Origin of the sequence: Clostridium nigeriense, assembly GCF_900086595.1 — a bacterium.
Classification (GTDB): Bacteria; Bacillota; Clostridia; order Clostridiales; family Clostridiaceae; genus Clostridium; species Clostridium nigeriense.
In genome coordinates this window covers 2,310,792-2,332,796 of the sequence record NZ_LT575472.1, presented here as the reverse complement: position 1 = coordinate 2,332,796, position 22,005 = coordinate 2,310,792, and the positions used below count along the sequence as shown (strand labels likewise).

Here is a 22,005-nt window from a genome sequence, read left to right as displayed (position 1 = left end):
ATTGTTTTATTTATTTATAAAAATGTTATAATATAATTAATAATATTTATTATATAAAAATTAATGTTGATTATGGATTAGTATAATAAAGAATTTAAAGCTAAAAATATATAATAAAGCTTTGAAATGAAAGGAAAAGAAATGAAAGAAAAAGAAATAAAATTTAATTTTGATAATAGCTATTTAAATCTTTCAGACTCATTTTATAAAATTCAATATCCTAGTAAAGTGAAAGAGCCTAAATTAGTTATATTTAATAATAATTTATCAGAGGAAATAGGATTAAGTTCAAATGCATTAATAAGTGATTATGGAGCTAATATATTATCAGGAAATTTAATTTATGAAGAATCTACACCAATTTCTCAGGCTTATGCTGGGCATCAGTTTGGACATTTTACAATGCTTGGAGACGGTAGAGCTATATTATTAGGAGAACATATAACTCCTAATGGAAATCGAATAGATATTCAATTAAAGGGAGCAGGTAGGACTGCATATTCAAGAGGTGGAGACGGTAGAGCTGCCCTTGGGCCAATGATTAGAGAATATATTATAAGTGAAGCTATGAATGGACTTAGAATCCCAACTACTCGTAGTTTAGCTGTAGTCACTACTGGAGAATCAATAGTTAGAGAAAGGGTAGAGCAAGGAGCAATATTAACAAGAGTAGCATCTAGTCATATAAGAGTAGGAACATTTCAATATGCAGTAAGATTTACAAATTATGAGAATTTAAAAGCTTTAGCTGATTACACTATAAAAAGACATTATAGTGAAGGTGAAAAAAAAGAAAATCCGTATTTATATTTATTAGAAGAAGTGATAAAAAGACAAGCACATTTAGTATCTAAGTGGCTACAAGTAGGATTTATTCATGGAGTAATGAATACTGATAATGTTACTATAAGTGGAGAAACAATAGATTATGGACCATGTGCCTTTATGGATACTTATAATCCAGAAACTGTTTTTAGTTCTATAGATTATCAAGGTAGATATGCTTATGGAAATCAATCATATATTATGGCTTGGAACTTAGCGAGATTTGCAGAAACCTTAATTCCTTTACTTAGTGATAATGAAGAAGAAGCAATAGAATTAGCACAAAACTCAATTTCAAAATTTAATGATATATATAAAGAAAGTTATATTATGGGAATGAGAAAAAAGCTAGGACTATTTAATGAAGAAAAAGAGGATGATAATTTAATATACGATCTTTTAAATCTAATGCATAAATACGAAGCTGATTATACAAATACTTTCAGAAGTTTAACTCTAAATATAAAAGATAATATAATAATGTTTGAAACTACAGAATTTAATGAATGGAAATCTAGATGGCAAGAAAGACTTAAAAGGCAAAGAGAATCTGAAAAAGAAGCTATAGATCTTATGAAAAGTGTAAACCCTTCAGTTATACCAAGGAATCATCGTGTAGAAGAGGCAATAGAAGCAGCCGTGAAAAAGGATGATTATACTTTAATTAATAAGCTTTTAGACGTGTTATCTACTCCCTATGATTATACTAAAGATAAAGAAGAATATACAAAATTACCTAAGCCTTCAAAGATTCCTTATAGAACTTTTTGTGGAACATAAAATGTAAAAATATTTTAGTAGCAAAAGTATTTTACTAGTTAATTTCCTTTTAAAATGATAGAATAATTTTATACTTATATAAAAAGAAAAATTTGGAGTGTTTAAATGGAAAATAAGAATATTACTATTAAGGATATTGCCGAGATGGCTGGAGTAGCTAAAAGTACAGTATCAAGATATTTAAATGGTGGTAGAATTAGTGAAAGTACTAGTGAAAAAATCAAAGTGATAATAGAAAAATATAATTATGAGCCTAATGCTTTTGCTCAAAGTTTAAAAGCAAAGAAAACTAAATTTGTAGGTATTATAGCTCCTTGTCTAGATTCAGCAGTTACTTCTAAAACTATAATGGCTATGGATGAAGAACTTAGAAATAGGGGATATAATTCTTTAATTTTAAATACTAGTCTTAATAGGGATATTGAAGTTGATAATATTGAAAATCTATCAAGACTTAAGGTTGATGGTATAATACTTATTGCAACTGAAATTACTCAAAGGCATAAAGAGGCTATTAAAAAACTGAATGTTCCTATAATTATAGTAGGACAAAAGTATGATTCAGCAATTTCAATAATTAATGATGATTATAATGCAGGATACACTGTAGGAAAGTATATATTAAACAAGGGCCACAAAAATGTTTTATACCTAGGCGTAGAAGAAGATGATGAGGCAGTAGGTATATTTAGAAAAAAAGGTGTGTTGGAAGCATTAAAAGATAATTTAGATGTTAAAGTTTCTACAAATATAACTGATTTTACTTCTAAAAAAGCTGAAGAAACAATAGATAATTTAATCGGTGACATAGAAGCAACAGCAATAATATGTGCAACAGATAAAATAGCTTTAGGAGCATTAAAATCTATTAACAAACATAATAAAAGAGTACCTGAAGATATTTCTTTAGTAGGTTTTGGTGGATATGATATATTAAGATATATTAATCCGAGTTTAACAACTATTAAATTCGATAATATAGAGGCAGGAAGACTATCAGCAGATACAATTATTAATCTTATAGAAGAGAAAGAGGTTGAGAAACTTAAAATTATTGGATTTGAATTAATAGAAGGAACTAGTGTTAGGAGCATAAATAAATTAATATAGATAATTAAAATGTTTTTATTATTTAAGAGAATTTATGAATTATTAATTTTAGAGTTAATAATTATAAATTCTCTTAATTTTTTACTATTAAGAAAATAAATAGACTTTAACAAATAAGTTTATTGAAAAAGCTTCAAAAAGTTACAAATTAGATAAGAAAATTGAAAAAATTTCAAATGAAAAAGTTTTCTAAAAAAGTTGCATTAAGAAATAGAATATGATAATATCAAAATATAAATAATAGAACCGGTTCCACAAAATTAAAGGAGGAATAAAAATGTCTAGTAAATTTGAAAATTATAAAAGAATTTCAGAAGAATTATTAATTAATGTTGGAGGAGAAGATAATATCCAAGGAGTTGCTCATTGTGCAACTAGATTAAGAATAGTTTTTGATGATAAAAGTAAAATTAATCTAAAAGCTATTGAAGATTTAGATCTAGCAAAAGGAGTTTTTATTGTAGGAGATCAGCTACAAATTATATTTGGTGCTGGTACTGTAAATGATATTTATGATGTGTTTGCTAAATTATCAGGAAAAGAAAATATGTCCTTAGGAGATATTAAAGCAAAGTCAGCACAAAAACAAAACCTATTCCAAAAATCAATTAAATCTTTATCAGATGTGTTCGTTGATATTATACCAGGATTGTTAGCAGCAGCCTTATTAATGGGAATTACAGGATTACTAAGTCAACAAGGTATATTTGGGGATAAATCTATAATAGAAATGTATCCATCTTTAGCAGGTATTAATAGATTTATGCAAATAACTTCTACAGGAATATTTACAGTATTACCTTTATTAGTAGTATATTCTGCAACTAAAAGATATGGTGGGAACCCTGTTTTAGGTCTTGTAATCGGAGCTATAATGTTGCATCCAGATTTAGCAAATGCTTATGGAGTTGGTAACGGATCTGTAGATCCAGAGGTTATAAATATTTTTGGACTAAAAGTTCAACTTGTTGCTTTTCAAGGTGGAATAATAATAGCTTTAATGATGGGATTTATAACTGCTAAACTAGATAATTTCTTTAATAAAAAAATTCCTGATTTAATAAAATTATTTTTATCTCCTTTAGCAACAGTTACAGTAGCATCATTTTTATTATTTACTATTATTGGACCAGTTGGACGTGAACTAGCTAATATTATAACTAATTCATTATTATGGATAACAACTAACTTAGGTATATTTGGATATATGTTCTTTGCAGGAATTCAACAAATAGTTGTTATAACTGGATTACATCATGTAATAGGTGCAGTAGAAGCACAATTAATTGCAGATACAGGAAGAAATTTCATTATGCCATTAATGTCAGTAGCTTTAATTGGTCAAGGTGGCGCTGTATTAGGATATTTAATTATTAATTGGAAGAGTATGAAGGAAAGACAAATATGCATATCTTCTTTTGGATCAATTTTATTTGGTATATCTGAGCCAGCTATTTTTGGTGTAACTTTAAAAAATAAATATCCTTTAATAGCAGGATGTATTGCAGGGGCTATAGGTGGAGCTTATGTCTATTTAACTAAAGTAACAGCAATAGGATTTGGAGCTACAGCTATTCCAGGATTAGCAATAGTTGCAGCAGAAAATTCTGGTCACTTACATTACATTCTAGCTAGTTTAATAACTCTTGTATCTGGAATAGTATTAACAATTGTGTTTTCAAAGATAAGAAAAAAATCAACAGTTTAATAAAGGTGGTAGAGATGTCAAAATATAAAGAAGCAAAATATAGAACAATATATGAAGCAAGAGATGGGGAACTGCAAGAATTAGAGAATAAAGCTAAGAATGATTTTTGGAAACCCAATTATCATATACATCCAGAGTATGGATTATTAAATGATCCAAATGGACTAGCCTATTATAAGGGAAAATACAGATTGTTTCACCAGTGGTATCCATTTGGAACAATTCATGGTATGAAGCATTGGGCTCAACTTGAATCAACTGATTTAGTAAATTGGGAAAGAGTTGGTGTTGGAATTACTCCAACTGAAACTTATGAATCTCATGGAGCTTATTCAGGAACTTCAATTGAGATAGATGAAAAGCTATATCTTTACTATACTGGTAATATAAAGTTAGATAAAGTCAATAGAAGTGCAAATCAATGTTTAGCTATAATGAATAAAAATGGAGAAATTGAAAAATATAAAAACAACCCTATTATTTTAGGAACTCCAGATGGATATACTGGTCATGTTAGAGATCCTAAAGTGTTTAAAAAGGATAATGAATTTTATATGATTTTAGGAGCTCAAAGAATTGATGAAACAGGAGCCTTTATAATGTATAAATCTAAAGATGCATTAGAGTGGGAGTTTCTAGGTGAACTAGCTATTAAAGGTTTTATAGAAAAAAGCGGATATATGTGGGAATGTCCTGATTATATAAATATAGATGGAAGAGATATATTGATTTTTTCGCCTCAAGGTATAGATATAGAAGAAGAAAAATATAATAACTTATTTAATGTAGTTTATATGATAGGAGAATTGGATTTAGCTAATTTAGAATTTAAGGTAGAAAGCTATGATGAATTTGATGCTGGATTTGATTTTTATGCACCTCAAAGTTTTAAAGATAAAGAAGGTAGATCTTTATTATTTGCTTGGGCTGGAATGGGAGAGTTTAAATATCCAACAGATAAGAACTTGTGGGCTAATTGTTTAACATTCCCAAGGGAATTAACTATTAAAGATAATAGATTATATCAATTACCAGCTAAAGAATTAAGTCTCTTAAGAAAAGATGAAGAAATTATCAATGAAAAGGTTAATGGAATAAAGAAATTTGAAAATAATAATAATTCATATGAATTAGAATTAGATATTAAGACATTAAATTCAAAGAATTTTGGATTAAACTTATTAGTATCAGATAAAGAAAAACTTACTTTAAGTTTTGATAAAAAAAATAAAAAAGTAGTTTTAGATAGAAGTAATTTAATTCATAAGATTGCAGAAGAATTTGGACAACAAAGAAAAGTAAAATTAGATATTTCAGATGAAATAAATATTAAAATATTAGTAGATAATAGTATAGTAGAGATTTTTATAAACAATGGAGAAAAAGTATTTACATCAAGGGTTTTTCCATTAAATAATTCTAAAAATATTGAGATCTTTTCAGAGGATGATATAGAATATAGTTATAGAAAATATAATTTGAAAAAGAGTATATAGATTTGGAGGACATAATCTTGAAGAAGGTATTATGTATTGGAGAATTATTAATTGACTTAGTTTCAACAGATGGTGAAACTTATATAAGAAAACCAGGAGGAGCACCAGCAAATGTTGCTGTAGCAATTAGCAAACTTGGGGGAAAGTCATTCTTCTTAGGACAAGTTGGAAATGATAATTTTGGAAAATATTTAAAAAGTGTATTGATAGATAATAATGTAAATACAACTTATATGAAGGAAGAAGGACAAACTACCCTAGCTTTAGTTACATTAGATAAAAATGGTGAAAGAAGTTTTGATTTTTATAGAGGTAGTGATGAAAATTATAATTTAGAAGTAAATGAGTTAGATATAAATGATGAATGCATAATTCATTTTGGGTCTGCAATAGCCTTTTTAGATAAAAATAATACAGAAAATTACTATAAACTTTTAAAGAAAGGCAGGGAAAAAGAAGCTTTAATTTCTTTTGATCCTAATTATAGAGAAACTCTTATAACTAATGATTTAATTGAATCATACAAAGAAAATTGTTGGAATTTTATTAAAGAAGCTGATTTTATAAAATTAAGTGATGAAGAAGCTATGCTTTTAACAGGCAAAGATTCTTTAGAAGAGGCAGTTTTATTATTAAAATCATTAAACTTAAATTGTGTTGCCATAACTTTAGGAAAAGAAGGAACAATGGTAATTCAAAATTCTAATTCAACCATTGTAGAATCTATTAAAATAAAGCAAAAAGATTCAACTGGGGCAGGAGATGCATTTGTTGGTGGAGTTCTTTATAAATTATCAATTTATAGCGAAAATATAGATTATATTGATGTAGTAGGTTTTGCAAATGTTGTTGGAGCAATAACTTGTGAAGAATATGGAGCAATACCATCAATACCTACAATTGAAAAAGTTAATATGAGAATTAAATCAAGTAAAAATTAAAATAAAGTTATACCTTTAAAATAAAAGATTGAGCTAATTATATAGAAGCTCAATCTTTTTTTTATATAAATAATAAATTCTAATATGTTTTAATAATTAAAGGTGTTAGATATGAGCTAAAATAAGTATATTTAGACGAGGATTACTAAAACTAAAATAAGTTAACATAGAAATTATTACACCATTTAGCCATTTAAGAATAGAGAGGTGATACTATGATTAAATTAATAAATCAATTTATTAATTTAATTCCATTCCCTATTTGGATAAGTGAAAATAAAAAAATTATTAATATTAACATTTGTTTTAGTAGTATGTTAAATATAAACTTATCCAATATAGATTTTATAGATGAATATATTATTTTGAAAAGTGAGGATTTAGAATTATTTATTCAAAAGAAAAATAATTATTCCTTTATGTATGACGGTAAAACATATACTCATAAGATTATTAAAGAAACTATTAATAATAAAGAAATAGAATTAGGAATTCTTTTAAATGAAGCCTCTTTAAACAATTTAGAATTGAATAAGACTATAAGTATCTTACAAACGATTATTGATAATGTACCAGAAATTATATTTTATAAAGATAAGAACTGTAGATATATGGGAGCGAATAAACATTGTATAGAGTTTTATAAAGCCTTAGGTGTAACTGAGTTTATTGGTAAGAAAGACATTGACCTTAACCTAAATAGAGATTTCATCGAAACTTGTTCAAAACATGACACAATTGTATTAAATACAAAGAAGCAACTTTTCATAGAAGAAAAGTTAAAAAGTAGTGATAATAAAGAGTATATTTTTGAGACTATAAAAACACCTATTATAAATCATGATGATATATTAGGAATAGTTGGAGTTGCTCGAAATATTACTACAAGAAAAGAAGAAGAAAAGTTAAGATATTTAAGCTATACCGATATTTTAACAGGATTATATAATAGAACATTTTTTGATGAAAAAGTAGATTGTTTAATAAGAAACAAAAGGTTTCCTATTGGAATAATAATGGGTGATATTAATGGATTAAAAATTGTTAATGATACATTTGGGCATATTTTAGGGGATAAATTAATAAAAAAAATATCACAAATAATAAAAACTTCATGCAATAATAATGAGCTAATATTTAGATGGGGAGGAGATGAATTTATAATTTTAATTCCTAACGTATATGATAGGAATTGTGAAAAGTTAATAGAAGATATAAATTTAGGATTAAATAATAATAGTAGTGAAAAAATACCTTTAAGTATGGCAATGGGATATTCATTAATTAATGATGAAAAAAGTGTTGATAAAGCATTAATGGAAGCGGAAGAAAAGCTATATAGACAAAAAATTTTAAATGGTAAAAGTATGAGAAGTTCAATTTTATCAACTTTACAAGAAAGTTTAAATTTTAAAAACGTAGAAACTGCTAAGCATACTGAACGATTAGTAAATTATTGTGTAAAAATGGCAAAAGTTTTAAATTTGAAGCATGATACTGTAAATGAATTGATTTTGTTAGCTAAGCTACATGATATTGGCAAAATTGCAATACCAGAAAAAATCCTTTTAAAAGATTCAAGCTTAACACAGGATGAATATGAAATAATGAAAACACATGCAGAAAAAGGATATAGATTAGCAATGACTTTACCTGAAATTAGTCATGTTGCTAGAGGGATATTAACACATCATGAAAGATGGGATGGAAAAGGATATCCTCTAGGGTTAAAGGGAGAAGAAATTCCATTTATTGCAAGGATTGTATCTGTAGCAGATTCTTATGATGAAATGACAAGTAATAGAATATATAATAAAATAAAAACAAAGGAAGAAGCAATAGATGAGTTGAAAAGGTGTGCTGGACATCAATTTGATCCTAAAATAGTAGAAATATTTTGCAGTATAATATAATTATTTCAATATAAGAAAGTTATTGTGGGGATATTATGATTTATTTTATTTTAACCTGTGGACTTGATACAGGAAATGCAGTTTATTATATTAATAATCTTTGAAGAAAAAAAGGATTTAAACTAAAGGATTTTATTCTACTGAAAAATGTATTAGTTGTGGGAAATGCGTTAAACTATGTCCATTAAATAATATTGAGTTGGTTGAAAATAAACCTAAATGGGGAGAAAAGTGTACTCATTGTATGGAATGTATTTCTAGTTGTCCTACAAAGGCAATTGAATATAAAAATAAAACAAAGGGTAGAAATAGATATTTTTTAGAAAGTTAATTTTAAAATCAATTTATTATTTAAGATTAATTTAAGCTTCAAGTTATATAATAAAAAAGAATTTGGAGGTTAAATTATGAGTACAATAAGTGTAAATAATAATTATAGTAGTAACTCTACATATACTACAAGTAAAAATAACAACTCTAAGTTAAGTAGCTTGATAAAGGAAAGAGAATCTTTACAAGAAGAAATTCAAAGTTTGCAGAAAGAATTAACTTCAAAGGATGGCAATGAAAGTGAAACTTTGCAAGCTCAAATTGAATCATTGCAATCCGAGATAACAAATATTGATAGCCAAATAGCTAAAGTACAAGCGGAAAAAAATAATGATAGTTTAAATAATAATAGTTCTTCAGAAAGTGACAATAAGTTTAAGTATCCATCAGTAAAATTAGATAATTCTAGAGATTTAAATAACGCTTTAAGTAAGCTAGATGAAAATATTAAAATATTAGAAAATGAAATTACAATAAATAAGGCTAGAGGAATTAATACTGAAAATAAGGATAAGGTTTTATCTAATATAAAAAATAATATAAAAAATATTAATTCTAAGCTTGAAAAAGTTGGTGGAGATGAAAGTAAAGTAATAAGTGAAGATATTGAGCTAGTAGGAAATTTTGTAGATAGCGAAGCTTAAAAGGTAAATAATATATACAGAAAAATAAACACCAAAGTAAAAACTAAGTTACTTTGGTGTTTTATATTTGATTATTAAAAAGTTATTTAATCTTTACACATATCATTATTATAATGAAAATCTTCTTCCCACCAACCAAAAGCAATTATAATTCCATCGAAGGAAGTTGATAAAAATCCGCCAATATAAACAGCAATAGCTTCACCAGGAGCTAATATAATTTGTCCACCATCTATAACTAATGTAGAGTAAGGCGAGACAATTCTGCTAAATATAGAAACTCCATTAATGGGAGGCATATTGGCATTACCTAAATATTTAATTTTACCTTCAGGAATTGGCTTTGGAAAAATTGTTGTATTGGTACAACTAACTAATTTACTTGTAAGTCCATCATTAAAATTTGATCTTAAATAAAATTCAGAGGATAAACTTGAGGAAGAAATATTAGTTATGGTTATAGCATTTAAATATATTTTTTTGTTGGAGTTGATAGGGTTTTTTAGTACAACTATTGATTTGCTAGTTTCACTTGTTATAATCGGAGTTTGAGCAATAAAGTAGTTTCCTTTTTCTGATTGATATAAAGGATATTCTAATGAAACCTCTATCGGTAGTTTACTATTATAATAAGACATCTAAATCACCTACATTTATAAGATAAGAATAGTCCCTTAATCTATAATATTACATAATTAAAGAATATGTTACAAAAAGATTAATATGGTAATAGAATGTATATTAATGTAAAATATAAATATATAATATATATTTGAAACCGATAAAATATGGCATAAAATATCGAGTATATTTATCAAGTGTTAGAACTAATATAGTTCAATTGAAATCTTGTCCTAAACTTTCATTTCAAATAAATATAAAAGGAGAAAGTCATATGAATTATAAAATTGAAGAGTTTCCAGCCTTTAAAGTTATGGGAGTATCTCAAAAAATAAAAACATCAGATGCTTTTAATACAATCCCTTCTATATGGGATAAAGCATGGAAAAATGGAACTATGGAAAAATTTTTAAATAACTTTCCTAATTATAGACCATCAGGCTTTTTAGGAATTGCGCAAGGTGGACAATGGGGTGAATCAGAGTTTATGGAGTATATTATAGGTGTAACCAATTATATTGATAGCTTAGAATATAAAGAATTTCCACTAATTGATGGAATGGAGGAGTTTAGTTATCCATCGGCAAAGTGGGTAATAATAAATGCAAATGGCGAATTACCTGAAGCAATACAAAAAGTATATAAAGAATTTTATTCTGAATGGCTTCCAAATTCAAAATATAAGTTAGCAAATCTTCCTGTTATAGAATGCTATATGGAAAATAAAGAGCAAGAGGTTTGGATTGCTATAACTAATTGAGTATAAATAGAATTACAAAATAAATTAATAGAGAGTATTTTAAAATTATAAGAGAGTTTGTAGTATATAATAAATTAAATTTTAAAAAAATCTTGACTAAATTAATAAATATGCTAAAATAATTATTAATTTAAAGTAAAGTATATTAAATGCTTCGTATAACCCTAATAATACGGTTTAGGGGTTTCTACCAAGAACCATTAATTCTTGATTACGAGGAAATCATTTATTGTGATTTCTTCGTGATTAAGAATTTTTTTTATACAGATTTATAGAAATAAATTTAGATTGGAGTGATTAAATGGATATTAATAATTTACCTAAAATTGAACTTCATTGTCATTTAGATGGTAGCTTAAGAGTTGAAACAGTTATAGAACTTGCTCAAAAGGATAATATAGAGTTAGATAGCTATGATTATAAGGAAGTTAAAAAAATGTTATCTATAGATGAAAACTGTAGTTCATTAGATGAATATTTAGAAAAGTTCGATTTACCTAATAAAGTTTTGCAAAGTAAAGAAAATTTAAGAAGAGCAGCCTATGAATTACTTGAAGATGCTGCAAAAGAAAATATTAAATATATTGAAGTTAGATTTGCACCAATATTTCATGTAAAAGAAGGTTTAAGACTAAATGAGGTAATTCAAAGCGTAATTGACGGAATAAGAGATGCAGAAAAAAAATATGAAATTAAAGGAAATGTTATTATATCGTGTATACGAGGATTAGATCTAAAACATGTATTTGATTCTATAGAAGCAGGAGCACAATTTATTGGACAAGGTGTCGTAGCAATAGATTTAGCTGCCACAGAAAAGGAAGATTTTGCTTATGAGTACATTGAAGCAATGAAACTAGCTAAAGAAAAAGGATTTAGAGTTACAATACATGCGGGAGAAACTGGGTTTGGCAAGAATGTAAGAGATGCAATAAATTTATTAGGTGCAGAAAGAATTGGACATGGCGTTTTTATATATAATGATAAGGAAGCTTATGAACTAGTTAAAGAAAAAGGAATTACATTAGAAATGTGTCCAAAGAGTAATATTGATACTAAAGCAGTAAATATATATGATAATCATCCTATATATAAATACCATAAAGATAATATAAAGGTTAATATTAGTACGGATAACAGAATGGTTTCTAACATTAATTTAAATGAAGAAACTAGTAACGTAATTAAAACTTTTAATGTTACATTAGATGAATATAAGAAAATTTATATAAATAGTGTAAATGCAGCTTTTTGTAGTGAAGAAACAAAAAAAGAATTGCTAAGATTTATTTAATATTTCAGAAAGAAATGTATTTATTTTGCACTTTAACATAAAATAGGATATAAATTATTTTATGGGAGAAGAAATATGAAGTGTAAAAGATTGTTAAAGTATGAGGTTATAGGTGTTTTCCTGATTTTTATTTTAGGTTGTTTGTGGCATTTTATCTACGATATGTCTGGAGAAAATTATATTTTAGGGTTATTTGCGCCTGTAAATGAAAGTATGTGGGAGCATTGGAAAATAGGAATGTATCCTATATTAATATATTCAGCTTTTGAATATATTTTTGTGAAAGAGGAAGCAAAGAATTTTTTGTTTAGTAAATTCATTTCAATTATAGTCTTTGAGATTGTTTGTTTTTCCTTAACTGGACTTTGGCATGCATTTTTTAAAGATGCAACCTCTACAGCTAATTTAATTGTTGATATAGGTGGCTATTTTGTGGGAGTTCTAGCTGGACAAATAATTTCTTATATTATCGCTTGTAACAGTAAAGAAAATAAAAAATTAATATATATAGCTTTGGCAGGAATAATACTTCATATTATTATATTTATCATATTCACTATTAAACCACCTATGAATGATTATTTTAAAGATAATAATACAGGGGAATATGGGATATATAAAATAAAGGATTAGTTTATAAAAATTATATTAAATAAATATAAATAGTGGGTTGTTAATATCAACCCACTATTTACAATGAAAAATTATTTTATTATTTCTGTATGAAGCCAGTTTATTATTTTATTATATGTATCTATACCAGAATTATTATTTGTATCCCTGTCAAAGTCATGAACTTCATCGTAAATAGTAATAAGCTTTGAATTAGGAATAGTTTTACTAAGCTTTTTAGATATTCTATAAGGAACATCAGGATCAAAAGTAGCTGCGGCTAAAAATGTTGGAGGAAATTTTATTAAATTATTATCATTAATTGAATATTTACTTAAATCTTCTAAAGAGTCTTCATTTAATAAGACCTTTGTCCAATTTCCATCTTGTCTAACTTTTATATACAGTGAAAATCTTTCACTCATTGGTCCATATGTAATTGGATGGCTTGAAATAATATTACTAAAGTTTTCATCAGAAACTTTAGGCAGTTTTAAATAATATTTATTTGGAGTATTAAACTCAACTTCGTCAAGTCTTGAATACCCATATAAGCTTATTAAAGCAAGAGGCATTTTTTTATCATTATTAATTAGCATATTACACATCATGAGTGATAAATAAGCGCCAGCTGAACGTCCAAATAGTATAAAATCATTGCTAGATAAGTTAAAGAGTGTATTGTAGTTGTCTAAAAAATATTGTACTTCATCTATAGATGAGTTTAAAATTGTATCTATATTTGATTCTGGAGCTAAAGGATAATCTAGAAGCAATAAATCATAACCTGCATCTAAAAATTGATTAACATATATTTTAGGTAAGTCATCTCTTACTCCATATAATAAGCCACCACCATGAAAATATAGTATTGTTACATTTTTTCTATCTTTTTTAGATTTATATAAAGTCATATTAAGAGTAATGTTATCTTTGCTATTAAAAATTATATTAGTTTCTTCTATCATTTGTTATCCTCCTGATACTTAAGTTTAAATAATCTTGAAGCAACTTGGATTTGTAATATTTCTTCTTGATCCGTCAAGTCAGTTTTTAATATTTCTTTTATTTTATCAATTCTATATCTAACTGTTTTAGGATGTAAAAATAACTTTTCAGCCGTAGCTAAGTAGCTTTGACTTGAGTTTAAGAAAACATCTAAAGTTTCAAAAAGTTGAGGATGTTTTATTTTAAAAGCAGTTACTTTAGGAGAAATAAATTTTTCTATATTAGTTAAATTATCTGTTTCTAAGAATATTTTGTATATTCCAAGTTCCTCATAATGAAATGTTTTATTAGAATTATGAAATAAATTTAATACTTTTTGAGTATCTAATACTTCTTTATTTGCCTTTGGAAGATCATATCTTTTTACTATATTACTAATGCTTATTCTGTAATAAAAATCTTTAAAAATATGATTGGATGAAAGAGAATCCATAATTTTTTCAATGTGATTTAAGGTTGAATCATTATTTTCATCATTAAAATTGAAAATAAAAACAATTCTATCTGATCTTTCAAGAAAGGCTGTATGTTTAAATGCTAATTTAAATCTATTTCTTATTTGCATAAGAATGGGAAGCATAAGGTTTTTATCCAAGTTCGTATTCTTTTCTTTTTGGTATAGTTTTATTAAAATAATTTGATAATTGCTATACTTATCTAAATCAAAAGATTCCAAAACCTCATCAATATCTTTTTTTTCATAAATTCTATCGTTTAGTAAATCACCTATTATATTATTCTTTTGTTGGAAAAGATTTTGAGAGATAGAGTATCTCTTTAAAAGTTCCATTTGTAAAAATTTTACTGCGTTTTCTAATACCATAAAGTCTTCTGAATTTATCTCTTTATCTACTTCATGAATAATTAATTCGTAATCATTAAATCCAAGATAGGGAATAGGGACTCTGATTTGACTTCCTGTAATCTTAGGATTTGTATTGTTATAAATTACTTCATTACGCTCATATTTAAAATAAATATAGTTCTCATTTGGAATTTCTTTTTTATTAACTATTGTTACATCTGAAAGCAGATGGTTTGTACTTACCTCAGTTTTCTTTAAAGAGTTAATAAGACTAACATCCTTATTTATCATTTTTTTAAATTCAAAAAGAATTCCTTCTATAGAAGGAACAGTCATAGCTAAATTTGTAAGTTCACTATGAACATTATAATATTTATTTAATAAATATACATTTCTATTTATTATTGGTCCTAAAATTTCTAAAATTATAGATTCGTATTTTACATCTTTATTTATTTTAATTAAAGGAATAGAAAATTCGTTACAAAGGTGAATTATTTTATCAGGTATTTTTGTAACCAACCTATCAATTTTAATTATTATAGCACTAATACCTATATCCTTCATTTTCTTAAAGAATAAGTCTAATTGATTATCATCTAAATCCTTTAAAGCAAAAAAACTAGTTAAAATTACTTCTCCAAAACGTCCCCAATTTTCAATGTCTAAGGCCTCTAAAACATTTACGCTGATAATAGAATTATCCATTCCATTATTTCCCGCTAATAGCTTTGCATCTTTTAATGATGAAATTTTCATCATTTCGTTAATATTCAAAATATCACTCCTTTATCCTTTAGAGATAAAAAATACATTGTAATATAGAACTTTATGTCAATGAAAACGAAAATAAACGGTGATATATTTATAGTAACATAAGAAATGAAAATTTCAAGCAATTATTATTTCACATTAGTGTTTTGAAGATAAAGGAGGATATAAAATGTTATACACAGTAATTAAGAAGAATAGTTATCAAGATTCTATAAATCTTATGTTATTAACTAATTCAATTAACACTTTAAGCGGTGTAAAAAAATGTTCTATAATGATGGGAACTGAAGCAAATAAAGATATTTTTAGAAATAGTGGTCTTTTAACAAAAGAAGCTGAAGCTGCAGCTCCAAGTGACATGATAATAGTAGTTGATACAGATGATGAAAAGGTTGTTAGTGAGGTTTTAAAAGAGGCAGATAAATTCCTAGATGATTTAGCTGTTAAAAAAACTAAAACTTCAGTTGAAAGTGTAAATTCATTAGAAGCAGCATTAGAAGAAATGCCTGATGCGAATTTAGCATTATTTTCAATTCCAGGAGAGTATGCTGCAGATGAAATAGAAAAGGCTTTAGACAAAGGGTTAAACGTCTTTTCATTTACTGATAACATTTCTCTTGATGATGAAGTTAGACTTAAAAAGAAAGCACATGAAAAGGGACTATTATTAATGGGACCAGATTGTGGTACTGGAATTATATCAAGTATTCCTTTAGCATTTACAAATGTAGTTAGACCAGGAAACATTGGTATTGTTGGAGCTTCAGGAACTGGTATTCAAGAAGTAACAACTATAATAAATAGATTAGGTGGGGGCGTTGTCCATGCAATAGGTACTGGAGGAAGAGACTTAAATGAAGCAGTAAATGCCATTACTATGAGAGATGCAATTATTGGTCTTGAAAATCATGATCCTACAGATGTTATTGTAGTTATCTCAAAACCACCAGCAAAAAGAGTTAGGGATGAAATTGTAGAATTACTACAAAGTTTATCTAAACCAGTTGTTGCAATTTTCTTAGGTGAAAAGCCAGATCATCATGAAGGTAATGTGTATTTAGCACATACTCTTGAAGAAACAGCTAAAATTGCAATGGACCTTGCAAATAATTTACCAGTTAAAGAAAATTATTTAGATGATATAAATTATGAAGTAAAAACTCCTTTATCAAAAGAAAAAACTGTGAAAGGACTTTATTCTGGTGGAACTCTTGCTTCAGAAGCAGGAATGTTAATTTCAGAAGCATTAGAACTAGGCGGATTAATAAAAAAAGAAGGATATATATTAAAAGCAAATGGATATGAGGTAATAGATTTAGGGGATGATATGTATACTCAAGGAAAACCTCATCCAATGATAGATCCAGATGTAAGAATACAAAAAATAAGAGAATATGCTAAAGACGAAAATACAGGGGTAATCCTATTAGACTGCGTTTTAGGATATGGTTCACATCCAAATATGGCAGGAGCTTTAAGTGATGTAATAAAAGAATCAATTAGTGAATCAAAAGCAAACGGCAGAGAATTATACTTTGTTGGTACTGTTTGTGGTACTGATAATGACCCACAAAGCTATGATGAATCTATAAAAATTTTAAAAGAAGCAGGAGTACTAGTGGAAGACAGTAATGCTAAAGCTGTAAGACTTGCACTTAAATTAAAAGGAATTGAATTTACTGAAGCTGATAAGAAGGTAGTTAATAAAGAAGTTTCAAAAATAGAATTACCAATGGTTAGTGAAAATGTACATGAGTTATTAAATTCAAAACCAAGAGTAATAAATATAGGTGTCCAAAGCTTTACAGATTCTATTTCAGAATATGGTGGAAAATCAGTACAATATGATTGGAAACCAGTAGCTGGTGGAAATAAGAAGCTTATAAAAATATTAAATGCTTTAGCAAAGATAGAAGAAATTGAAAAAGCTAATGCGGAAGTAATAGAAAGAATGAAATCATCTCAACCATTCTTAATGGATGTTGTTCCTGCAAAATCAGTAATAGATATTTTAAATAATAAGGTATTACTTCATGCAGGTCCACCTATTGAATTTAAAAATATGACAGGTCCAATGCAAGGTTCATGTATAGGTGCTGTATTATTCGAAGGATGGGCAAATAATGAAGAAGATGCAAGAAAATTACTTGAAAGTGGAGAAGTTAAATTCTCACCTTGTCATCATGTAAATGCCGTAGGACCTATGGGAGGGATAACTTCTGGAAATATGCCAGTAGTTGTAGTAGAAAATAAACTTGATGGGTCAGTTGCATATTGTACAATGAATGAAGGAATAGGTAAGGTATTAAGATTTGGTGCTTATTCTGAAGAAGTTGTAAATAGATTAAAATGGATGAAAGATGTACTAGGTCCAGTATTATCAAAAGCTTTAAAATTAAAAGAAGGTGGTTTAAACTTAAATGTTATGATTGCAAAAGCTATAACAATGGGTGACGAATTCCACCAAAGAAATATTGCAGCTACACTTAACTTTGTAAAAGAAATTACACCTTTAATAGTTAAATTAGATATTGATGATAAAGAAAAATATGATGTAATTAAATTCCTTGCTGACACTGATCAATTCTTCTTAAATATTATGATGGCTACTGGAAAATCAATTGTAGAATGTGCTAGAAAAGTAACTAGCGGAACAGTAGTTACAACTATGACAAGAAACGGTCGCGAATTTGGAGTTAGAATAAGTGGAATGGGAGATGAATGGTTTACAGCTCCAGTAAATACTCCAAATGGTTTATATTTTACAGGCTTCTCAGAAGAAGATGCAAATCCTGATATAGGTGATAGTGCTATAACAGAAACTATTGGTGTTGGTGGAATGGCAATGGTAGCAGCACCAGGAGTTACAAGATTTGTAGGAGCAGGTGGATTTGATGATGCTCTTAGAGTATCAAATGAAATGCAACAAATTTCAATTTCAAATAATTCAAATTGGAGTATTCCAACTTGGGACTTTAAGGGAACTTGCCTTGGAATAGATGCTAGAAAAGTAGTGGAAACTGGAATAACACCACTTATAAACACAGGTATAGCTCATAAAAAGGCTGGTGTTGGACAAATTGGTGCTGGTACAGTAAGAGCTCCACTTGCTTGCTTTGAAAAAGCTATAATGGCTTATGCTAAGAAATTAGGAATAGAATTCTAAGAAAAATGAATTTAAAAAATAGTAGAGAGGTTCAAAGTAACTTAGTTCCTCTCTACTTAAAAAATAAAAGACTTGGCAAGGTTCATAGTAAGTTTAAAAATGGATTGAATATTCAATTTGAAGATGAATTAATTTATATAAGTCATATACAATCACCACTATCTGCTCATGGAATAAATATATTTAGAGATAAGTTGCAAAAGATAATGGAAAATGTAAATATAGGTGATATTGTTATTTTTAAAGAAAATAAACTTGTTTTTTATAGTACTTATAATAATATAGTTATTTCTTTAGAAGAGATAGATAAAGTAGATTTAAGAATTCCAGGAATACAAATCAATAGAAGAGAAATTAAAAATACAGTTTTATATGGTGTTTTAAGAGATTATGATTTTAAAAATAATATTGGTCTTGAATTAGATGATAAAAGCTATAGATATATAAATTTACTTATAGAATCTGATAAAAGAAATTCCAAGTTAAATAATGAAATAATAAAATTTTTTGCTGGAAGAGGTAAAGGATTAACTCCAAGTGGAGACGATATTTTAACAGGTTTTACAATTGCCTTACTTGCATTTAATGAAGAAAATTGTTTTAGTAATTGGATTAAAGACATTAGATTTATAGTTGATGAAAAATTAACAACAGAAATAAGTATTGCTTATTTAAAAGCTTTAACTAAAGGGTATTTAAGCTATAATTTTATAGAATTAATATATTCGATAAACTTTAAGGAAAAAAAAATTATTTATGAAGGTATAGATAAAATAAAAAAAATTGGTCATACATCAGGTAACGACACCTTATTTGGATTTTATCTAGGATTAGAATTTTTAATAAGAAACTAAACATTAATTTTAAATAACAGCGTAGGAGTGTTAAGGATGAGCAAAAAGAGAATAGTAGTTGCCCTTGGTGGAAATGCAATTTTAACAGATAATCCATCAGAAAAGGGACAAAGAACAGCTATAAAATCAACATGTGAAAAACTTATAAATTTAATTGAAGAGGGAAATGAATTAATTATATCTCATGGAAATGGACCTCAAGTAGGAAATTTATTATTACAACAAGAAGCAATAAACGATGAGAAAAATCCAGCTATGCCTTTAGATACTTGTGTGGCAATGACTCAAGGAAGTATAGGTTACTGGATGCAAAATGAAATGAGTAATGCTTTATATAAAAGAGGAATAAAGAGACAAGCAGTTTCTTTAATAACTCAAGTTTCTGTAGATGAAAATGATGATGCTTTTAAAAATCCTACTAAGCCAATTGGACCTTTTTTAAGCAAAGAAGAAGCAGAAGCAGCAAGGGAAAAAGATAATTGTGTTTATGTAGAAGATTCAGGACGTGGATATAGAAAGGTTGTTCCATCTCCAAAACCAATGGGAATCGTTGAATATGAATCTATTATTAAATTATTAGAAAATGACAATATTATTATTTCATGTGGTGGTGGCGGTGTTCCAGTAGTTCAAAAAGAAAATGGATACATTGGCGTAGAAGCTGTTATTGATAAAGATTTAGCTTCAGAAAAGTTAGCAGAATTAGTTGATGCAGATGAATTAATTATATTAACAGGTGTTGACAATGTATATGTTAACTTTAATAAACCAAATCAAGAAAAACTTACAAAAGTTACAGTAAGTAAGTTAAGGGAGTATATAAAAGAAGGCCAATTCCCTAAGGGTAGTATGCTACCTAAAATAGAAGCTGCTATTGAATTTGTTGAAAATTCAAAGAATGGTTCAGCAATAATTACATCTCTTGATAAATTAGGAGAAATTAATAAAGGTGAAGGTACAGTAATTACGAGAGATTAAAATTTATATATAAATTTCATAAGGAGGAGCAATTATGAAATTAAAAAAATTAAATATGACATATAAAATAATGATTGCTATGATACTTGGGGTAATAGTTGGTACCATAGGAAGAGAAAAAGTAGAAGGAATAAAGATATTGGGGGATGTTTTTTTAAGGCTTATACAAATGTCAATTATATTCTTAGTAATGGGACAAATTATAGAAGCAGTTGGAAACTTAAATCCAAAAGAATTAGGCAAACAAGGTATAAAAGTAATTTCTATATTTTTTGCAACATCAGTTTTAGCAGCCATAGTAGGAATAATCTTTGCATTTATTTTTAAGCCAGGAATGGGATTGAAAATAAGTTCTATAAGTAATATTGATGCCTTTAAGGATGCTAAAATAGGAACAATATCTGAGTTATTTCTAGGTTTCTTTTCAAGTAATATAGTAAAATCAATGTCAGATGGAGTTATTGTTCAAGTTATAATTTTTGCAATATTATTTGGACTAGCTTTGAGTTTTTATAGAAGTGAAAATACAGAAAGTAAATTAATTTCTATAATTTCAGAGTTCAACAACGTTATATTGAAAATGATTTCATTAATAATGAAGATTGCTCCTATAGGAATATTTTCTTTAATAACTTCTACAATTGGGCAAAATGGTATAGATGTAGTTATTCCACTTTCTAAATATATATTAATTTATGCTTTAGCAACTTTAATATATTTACTAATATTTTTTGTTATAAGTGCAAGCTATTGCAAAATAAATTTAATAAGTTTAATTAAAGGTATGTTTGGAATATCAGTAATGGCTTTAGCCACTACATCATCTGCTGTAACTTTGCCTACAGAAATGAAGGACGCAAAAGAAAAATTAGGAATAAGTGAAAATGTTAATAAATTAGTTTTACCTTTGGGAATGTCACTAAATAGCAATGGTTCAGCAATGCATATGGCATTTACAATTATTACGATATCACAAATCTATAACATAACTTACTCTCCATCACAATATGCATACATAGCTATATTAGCTACTTTAATATCCTTAGCAAATGCAGTAGTTCCAGGAGCTGGGCTAATATCATTAGCTATAATAGTTCCTCAACTAGGACTTCCACTAGAAGCTGTAGCTATATTTGCAGGAGTTGAATGGTTTGTAGGAATGCTAAGAACAATTTTAAATGTTGATTCAGACACTTTGACAGCATTAATAGTAGCCAAGGGAAGTAATGATATAGATTATAGTGTATATAGGTAAAAGTAATTTTATATAAATAGCTAAAATTTATTTTTAATAAAAATATTTAGAAAAAAAGACCCTTTTGTTAAAATTTGATATACAAATTATTAACGACCTCTCTCCAGCCTAGGGGTCTTTTTTTCATGTTT

The 22,005-nt window shown here is 27.1% G+C and carries 17 protein-coding genes, 1 pseudogene and 1 riboswitch; of the genes and pseudogenes, 15 read left to right on the top strand and 3 right to left on the bottom strand.

All coding sequences use genetic code 11. The features are described from left to right. Positions 1-141 precede the first annotated feature (141 nt). From BN6774_RS11060 to BN6774_RS11030, 8 genes and pseudogenes are all read left to right on the top strand, one after another. Positions 142-1,605, top strand: coding sequence for a protein adenylyltransferase SelO (locus BN6774_RS11060; protein ID WP_066893579.1), 1,464 nt, complete (start codon positions 142-144; stop codon positions 1,603-1,605). Between the two features lie 105 nt (positions 1,606-1,710). After that, complete coding sequence (locus BN6774_RS11055) at positions 1,711-2,715, top strand: LacI family DNA-binding transcriptional regulator (RefSeq protein ID WP_066893576.1); 1,005 nt, start codon at positions 1,711-1,713, stop codon at positions 2,713-2,715. A gap of 277 nt (positions 2,716-2,992) precedes the next feature. Then, positions 2,993-4,423, top strand: a complete 1,431-nt coding sequence (locus BN6774_RS11050) for a PTS transporter subunit EIIC (protein WP_066893574.1) — start codon at positions 2,993-2,995, stop codon at positions 4,421-4,423. Between the two features lie 14 nt (positions 4,424-4,437). Further along, positions 4,438-5,919, top strand: coding sequence for a glycoside hydrolase family 32 protein (locus BN6774_RS11045; RefSeq protein ID WP_066893572.1), 1,482 nt, complete (start codon positions 4,438-4,440; stop codon positions 5,917-5,919). Positions 5,920-5,936: 17 nt separating this feature from the next. Then, positions 5,937-6,860: a carbohydrate kinase family protein gene (locus BN6774_RS11040; RefSeq protein ID WP_066893570.1), complete on the top strand. Its 924-nt coding sequence runs from the start codon at positions 5,937-5,939 to the stop codon at positions 6,858-6,860. A 215-nt stretch (positions 6,861-7,075) separates the two neighbouring features. Further along, the gene (locus BN6774_RS11035) at positions 7,076-8,773 is read left to right on the top strand and encodes an HD domain-containing phosphohydrolase (protein WP_066893569.1); all 1,698 of its coding nucleotides are present in this window, start codon (positions 7,076-7,078) and stop codon (positions 8,771-8,773) included. Positions 8,774-8,903: 130 nt separating this feature from the next. After that, positions 8,904-9,104: pseudogene (locus BN6774_RS18175) on the top strand (EFR1 family ferrodoxin); the annotation flags it as partial. A 76-nt stretch (positions 9,105-9,180) separates the two neighbouring features. Further along, a complete protein-coding gene (locus BN6774_RS11030; RefSeq protein WP_066893566.1) occupies positions 9,181-9,747 on the top strand; it encodes a FlxA-like family protein in 567 nt (188 codons plus the stop codon). A gap of 86 nt (positions 9,748-9,833) precedes the next feature. Here BN6774_RS11030 and BN6774_RS11025 read toward each other — a convergent pair whose 3' ends face one another. Then, positions 9,834-10,385: a DUF6143 family protein gene (locus BN6774_RS11025; protein WP_066893564.1), complete on the bottom strand. Its 552-nt coding sequence runs from the start codon at positions 10,383-10,385 to the stop codon at positions 9,834-9,836. Between the two features lie 257 nt (positions 10,386-10,642). Here BN6774_RS11025 and BN6774_RS11020 point away from each other — a divergent pair, with 257 nt between their 5' ends. From BN6774_RS11020 to BN6774_RS11010, 3 genes are all read left to right on the top strand, one after another. Further along, on the top strand, positions 10,643-11,128 hold the full coding sequence (locus BN6774_RS11020) for a GyrI-like domain-containing protein (RefSeq protein ID WP_066893562.1): 486 nt from the start codon (positions 10,643-10,645) through the stop codon (positions 11,126-11,128). 134 nt (positions 11,129-11,262) lie between these two features. Continuing rightward, positions 11,263-11,362, top strand: a riboswitch (purine riboswitch). 67 nt (positions 11,363-11,429) lie between these two features. Further along, positions 11,430-12,422 carry an adenosine deaminase gene (add, locus tag BN6774_RS11015; protein ID WP_066893560.1) on the top strand — a complete coding sequence of 331 codons (993 nt, stop codon included), beginning with the start codon at positions 11,430-11,432 and terminating at the stop codon, positions 12,420-12,422. A 75-nt stretch (positions 12,423-12,497) separates the two neighbouring features. Further along, entirely contained in the window at positions 12,498-13,055 is a 558-nt protein-coding gene (locus tag BN6774_RS11010; protein ID WP_066893558.1) for a DUF6512 family protein, read from the top strand. A 71-nt stretch (positions 13,056-13,126) separates the two neighbouring features. Here the strand turns inward: BN6774_RS11010 and BN6774_RS11005 are convergent, their stop codons facing one another. Both BN6774_RS11005 and BN6774_RS11000 read right to left on the bottom strand, forming a co-directional pair. Next, positions 13,127-14,002: an alpha/beta hydrolase fold domain-containing protein gene (locus BN6774_RS11005; protein WP_066893556.1), complete on the bottom strand. Its 876-nt coding sequence runs from the start codon at positions 14,000-14,002 to the stop codon at positions 13,127-13,129. After that, positions 13,999-15,624 (bottom strand): PucR family transcriptional regulator, encoded by a 1,626-nt coding sequence (locus BN6774_RS11000; protein ID WP_066893555.1) that lies wholly within the window; start codon positions 15,622-15,624, stop codon positions 13,999-14,001. The genes BN6774_RS11005 and BN6774_RS11000 overlap by 4 nt, the downstream gene beginning before the upstream one ends. A 166-nt stretch (positions 15,625-15,790) precedes the next feature. On the opposite strand from BN6774_RS11000, the gene fdrA reads away from it, so the two are divergent. The 4 genes from fdrA to BN6774_RS10980 are packed head-to-tail and all read left to right on the top strand — an operon-like array spanning position 15,791 to position 21,874. Next, positions 15,791-18,787: a bifunctional FdrA/YlbE family protein gene (gene fdrA / locus BN6774_RS10995; RefSeq protein WP_066893554.1), complete on the top strand. Its 2,997-nt coding sequence runs from the start codon at positions 15,791-15,793 to the stop codon at positions 18,785-18,787. A gap of 5 nt (positions 18,788-18,792) precedes the next feature. After that, the gene (locus tag BN6774_RS10990; RefSeq protein WP_066893553.1) at positions 18,793-19,641 is read left to right on the top strand and encodes an oxamate carbamoyltransferase subunit AllH family protein; all 849 of its coding nucleotides are present in this window, start codon (positions 18,793-18,795) and stop codon (positions 19,639-19,641) included. Positions 19,642-19,677: 36 nt separating this feature from the next. Beyond that, positions 19,678-20,619 carry a carbamate kinase gene (gene arcC / locus BN6774_RS10985; RefSeq protein WP_066893552.1) on the top strand — a complete coding sequence of 314 codons (942 nt, stop codon included), beginning with the start codon at positions 19,678-19,680 and terminating at the stop codon, positions 20,617-20,619. A gap of 34 nt (positions 20,620-20,653) precedes the next feature. Beyond that, positions 20,654-21,874, top strand: coding sequence for a dicarboxylate/amino acid:cation symporter (locus BN6774_RS10980; RefSeq protein ID WP_066893551.1), 1,221 nt, complete (start codon positions 20,654-20,656; stop codon positions 21,872-21,874). Positions 21,875-22,005 lie beyond the last annotated feature (131 nt).